Origin of the sequence: Actinomadura soli (assembly GCF_005889715.1) — a bacterium.
Classification (GTDB): Bacteria; Actinomycetota; Actinomycetes; order Streptosporangiales; family Streptosporangiaceae; genus Spirillospora; species Spirillospora soli.
On sequence record NZ_VCKW01000441.1, the window covers coordinates 1 to 4171 of the forward strand.

Genomic DNA, 4171 nt, shown 5'->3' on the forward strand with positions numbered 1-4171 from the left:
GCCCCGGTGGGCCGCGGGCGGGTGATCCGGTCGGCTCGGAACGTCCGCCAGGCTCCGCGGCCGGCGTCGAAGGCGACCAAATACCAGCGGCGCCCGGCCGTGACCAGCCCGTACGGTTCGACGTGCCGGGCGGTGTCCGCGCCGGCGGCGTCGCGGTAGGTGAACCGGACGCGTTCGCGGTCGCGGCACGCGGCGGCCAGGACGGTGAGGGTCTCGGGCGCGGCGGCGGGCCCGGCTGGCGGGCCGGTCAGCGGGGTCGTGGCGGTGTGCAGCGCGGTGACGCGGCGCCGCAGCCGGGACGGCAGGACCTGTTCGAGCTTGGCCAGGGCCCGTACGGACGCCTCCCCGATGCCCTCGACCGCTCCCCCGGCGGCGGCGCGCAGCCCGACCGCGATCGCGACGGCCTCCTCGTCGTCCAGCAGCAGCGGCGGCATCGCCGTCCCGGCCGCCAGCCCGTACCCGCCCGCCGCGCCGGGCGTGGCGTGCACGGGGTAGCCGAGGCCCCGCAGCCGCTCGACGTCGCGGCGGACGGTGCGGACGCTGACGCCGAGCCGCCCGGCCAGTTCCGGGCCCGGCCATTCGCGCCGGGCCTGCAGCAGGGAGAGCAGCCGCAGCAGCCGCGCCGAGGACATGATTCCAGTATGCGCGGCAATGAGGACAAGGACCGACCGCGTTCCCGCGCCGGGACGCGGGCGGCGGAGCGATGAGTCCGGCCGCCGCGCGCGGTCTGCATTGGCGACAGACGCGACCCAAGGAGGACGACGATGACCGACCGTGAGCCCGTCGAGGCCCGCAATCTCGACATCTACGGCGGCGGGGAGCTGGCGTGGGGCGCCGTGCGCGACGCGCTGACCGCGGCGCTGCCGAAGATGGAGACGCCGGTGTTCCTGGGCACCGCCCGCCCCGACGGCCGTCCGCACGCGGCGGGCGTCGGCGCTCAGTGGTACGAGGGCGACCTGTACTTCACCAGCGGCCCCGGCACCCGCAAGTCCCGCGACCTGGCGGCGAACCCGGCGTGCACGTTCTCGGTCCGGACGGCGGTCGCGGACGTGGTGCTGGAGGGCGACGCGCGGCGCGTCACCGACCCGGCGGTGCTGGAGCCGATCGCCGCCGGGTACCGGGAGGGCGGCTGGCCGGCGCAGGTGGACGGCGACGCGCTGACGGCGCCGTTCAGCGCGCAGAGCGCGGGCCCGCCGCCGTGGCAGGTGTACCGCTTCACCTTCCACACCGTCGTCGCGGTCGGTATCACCGAGCCGTTCGGCGCGACCCGCTGGCGCTTCGCCTGACCTCCCCGCCTGACCCTCGCCGGGGCGACGCCGGTCTGGGGCCGGTGCCGACTTTGGTCTACCGGGCGTGGCCGTTCGGGCGATTCCCGCGCGGCCGGCGGCCCGGAGACTGGGCGGTATGACTGGGGGTATCTCGCTGCGCGGCGCGCCCGCGGGCCGCTGGACGCTCGACCATAAGGGCCGCCGCCTGGAGGCCGAGACCGCACGCGCCGGGTGGAACCGGGTCGTGCGCCTGTTCGTGGACGGTGCACCCGCCGGGGAGGCCGCGACCGACTGGCTGAAGGCGTCGCTGCCGTACGGGGAGATGAGCGTCGAGGTCGTGTTCGACGCGCTCGGCCTGGTCGACGGGCAGGCGTCGCGCTGCGAGCTGGTCCCGCCGGCCCCTGCAGAGGACGCCCCCAAGCGCGTCAGCCTGGAGAAGGGCCCCGGCACCGGCAACGGCACCGGGGCGGGGAAGCCGGAGAGGGTCGCGTTCGAGCCGGCCGAGGGGACGCGGGCGGCCAGGCGGGAGGCGCTCGCGCGGGCGCATCCGGTCCTGTACGCCTCGCGGCACGTGGTGGCGGCGGCCGGCAGGGTGGTGTTCCCGCTGCTGGGGCTGGGCGTGCTGGTGAGGGTGCTGCTGAAGTGGGTCCCGCGGCCGGACGTGCCGTTCCCGGACGTCGATGTGCCGTCGATCCCGTGGCCCGACGTCCCCTGGCCGGATCTTCCGGATCTTCCGGAGGTGTCGGCGCCGCCGTGGCTGGCGGTGGTCCTGGCGACCGCCAAGTTCTGGGCGCCGATCCTGATCGCGGTGGTCGTGGCCGCGCGCGAGGCACGCCGCCGCAGGAGAGCGTCCGCCGCCCCGCCGCCTGCCGCAGGCCCAGGCCCGGAGCCGGATCGACGGGGTGTCTCCGACCGGCAGGCGCCGCCCGAGCGGCGGGGCACGGCCGGTGGGTGACGCGGCCGGTGGGTGACGCGGCCGGTGGGTGACGCGACCCGCCCCCGTACACTTTGCGATCATGAGCGGTCGCCGGTCCCCCGTCCCGTACCTGTCGGAGCTGTTCTCGCTGGAGGGCAGGGTCGCGGTGGTGACGGGCGGCAGTTCGGGCATCGGCCGGGCGATCGCCGGGGCGCTGGCGCGGGCGGGCGCGCAGGTCGTGGTCGTGGCGCGGCGGGAGGCGGAGCTGGCGGCGACGGTCCGGGAGCTGGAGGGGCACGGCTGCCGGGCGGCGGCGGTCAGCGCGGACCTGGGGTCGCGGGCGGGTGTCGCGGCGGCGGCGGAGGGCGCGGCGGCGGTGTTCGGGGAGCCGGACATCCTGGTGAGCGCGGCGGCGGTCAACCTGCGGCCGCCGATGGACGAGCTGGGCGAGGACGTGTGGGACGCCACGATGGCGGTGAACCTGGACGCGCCGTTCCTGCTCGGGCAGCGGTTCGGTCCCGCGATGGCCGGGCGCGGCTTCGGGCGGCTGATCCACATCGCGTCGCAGCAGGCGTTCCGGGCGTCGGTGACCAGCGGCGCCTACGGGGTGTCCAAGGCGGGCCTGGTGGCGCTGGCGCGGTCGCAGGCCGAGGCGTGGTCGGGCCGCGGCGTGACCGCCAACACGCTGGTGCCGGGGTTTGTGATGACGCCGCTGAACGCGCGGCTGTCGTCGGACCCGGCGGCGGTGAAGGCGCTGGCCGAGCGGACGATGACGGGCCGCAACGGGCTGCCGGGGGATTTCGCGGGCGCGGCGGTGTTCCTGGCGTCGGCGTCGGCCGGCTACGTCACCGGCCAGTCGATCTTCGTGGACGGCGGCTTCTCCGCCCACTAGCCGCTTCCCGCGGGCACCGAGCCGCCCGTCAGGGCCACAGGCCGGTGGCGCGGACCGCGTCCTCGGGCCGGTCGGCGTGGACGACGCCGCCGAGGGGGTGTCCGTCCTGGTCGTGGATCCGCCATCCGCCGAGCTGCACGACGGGGACGGTGCCGCGCCGCATCGCCAGGGCCAGTTCCGACAGCGTCCCCCATGACCCGCCGACGACGATGACGGCGTCGGCGGCGTTGACGATGAGGGTGTTGCGGGCCTGGCCGAGGCCGGTGGGCAGCGCGACGGTCAGGCCGGGCGCGGCGGCGGCGCGGTCGGCTTCGGGCAGCACCCCGACGGTGATCCCGCCGGCGGCGCGGGCGCCGGCGGCCGCGGCGGCCATGACGCCGCCGTGCCCGCCGCAGATCACCACGGCGCCGCGCGCGGCGAGGAGCCGGCCGGTCTCGTGGGCGTGGCCGAAGTCCCGTTCGGTGCACTCGCCCGGCCCGCACACCGCCACCTGGACGGGCACGGCGGCGCTACGCCGCGCCGTGCCGGGCGGCGATCTGGTCGATCGTGGCGGCGAGGTCGAAGTCCTTGCCGGTGAGGCCGCCGGCGCTGTGGGTGGTGAGCGTGAAGGTCAGGGTGCGCCAGCGGATGTCGATGTCGGGGTGGTGGTCGGCGTCCTCGGCGGCGCGGGCGACGTCGGTGACCACGTCGATCCCGGCGGGGAACGAGGGCGCCTTGACCTGGCGGGTGATGGCGTCGCCGTCGCGGGTCCAGGCGGGCAGGTCGCGCAGGCGGCCGGCGATGGCGGTGTCGTCGAGCGTGTCGGCCATCGGGTTTCCCTCCGTGTTGGTCGGCCCGTGCTGGTCGGTGAGGACGGCGTTCTCCTCCGAGTACATCACGGCGGCGTCCGGCCGGCGGGGCCCGGGTCAGGGTGCGTCGTCGCGGGGCGGGCCCGGCGCGGCGGCCTGCTCCGCGCCCTGCCCTGGGGCGTGCTCGGTGATCTGTGCGGTGACCTTGACCGCGATTTCCGCGGTGGCGTCGGCCCACACGTCGCCGGCGGGTTCGGCGGTCGCCTCGACCACGACGGCCGCCGCGGGCGCCTGCGTGGTGGGGGGG

7 protein-coding genes are annotated in these 4171 nt (G+C 76.9%); 3 read left to right on the forward strand and 4 right to left on the reverse strand.

All coding sequences use genetic code 11. The features are described from left to right. Nucleotides 1-632: helix-turn-helix transcriptional regulator (locus tag ETD83_RS40090; RefSeq protein WP_138650479.1), on the reverse strand; the 632-nt coding region annotated here is incomplete at its 3' end. A 132-nt stretch (nt 633-764) separates the two neighbouring features. Between ETD83_RS40090 and ETD83_RS40095 the strand changes: the two genes are divergently transcribed. From ETD83_RS40095 to ETD83_RS40105, 3 genes are all read left to right on the forward strand, one after another. Beyond that, on the forward strand, nt 765-1286 hold the full coding sequence (locus ETD83_RS40095; RefSeq protein WP_138650480.1) for a pyridoxamine 5'-phosphate oxidase family protein: 522 nt from the start codon (nt 765-767) through the stop codon (nt 1284-1286). A 118-nt stretch (nt 1287-1404) separates the two neighbouring features. Continuing rightward, entirely contained in the window at nt 1405-2223 is an 819-nt protein-coding gene (locus ETD83_RS40100; protein WP_138650481.1) for a hypothetical protein, read from the forward strand. Nucleotides 2224-2284: 61 nt separating this feature from the next. After that, entirely contained in the window at nt 2285-3076 is a 792-nt protein-coding gene (locus ETD83_RS40105; RefSeq protein ID WP_138650482.1) for an SDR family NAD(P)-dependent oxidoreductase, read from the forward strand. 28 nt (nt 3077-3104) lie between these two features. Here the strand turns inward: ETD83_RS40105 and ETD83_RS40110 are convergent, their stop codons facing one another. The 3 genes from ETD83_RS40110 to ETD83_RS43315 all read right to left on the reverse strand — a co-directional run. Beyond that, nucleotides 3105-3578: a TIGR00725 family protein gene (locus ETD83_RS40110; RefSeq protein ID WP_138650483.1), complete on the reverse strand. Its 474-nt coding sequence runs from the start codon at nt 3576-3578 to the stop codon at nt 3105-3107. A 7-nt stretch (nt 3579-3585) separates the two neighbouring features. Continuing rightward, nucleotides 3586-3951: a 4a-hydroxytetrahydrobiopterin dehydratase gene (locus ETD83_RS40115; protein WP_329603066.1), complete on the reverse strand. Its 366-nt coding sequence runs from the start codon at nt 3949-3951 to the stop codon at nt 3586-3588. 30 nt (nt 3952-3981) lie between these two features. After that, nucleotides 3982-4171 (reverse strand): hypothetical protein (locus ETD83_RS43315; protein ID WP_205718158.1); only part of this gene is annotated, 190 nt, incomplete at its 5' end.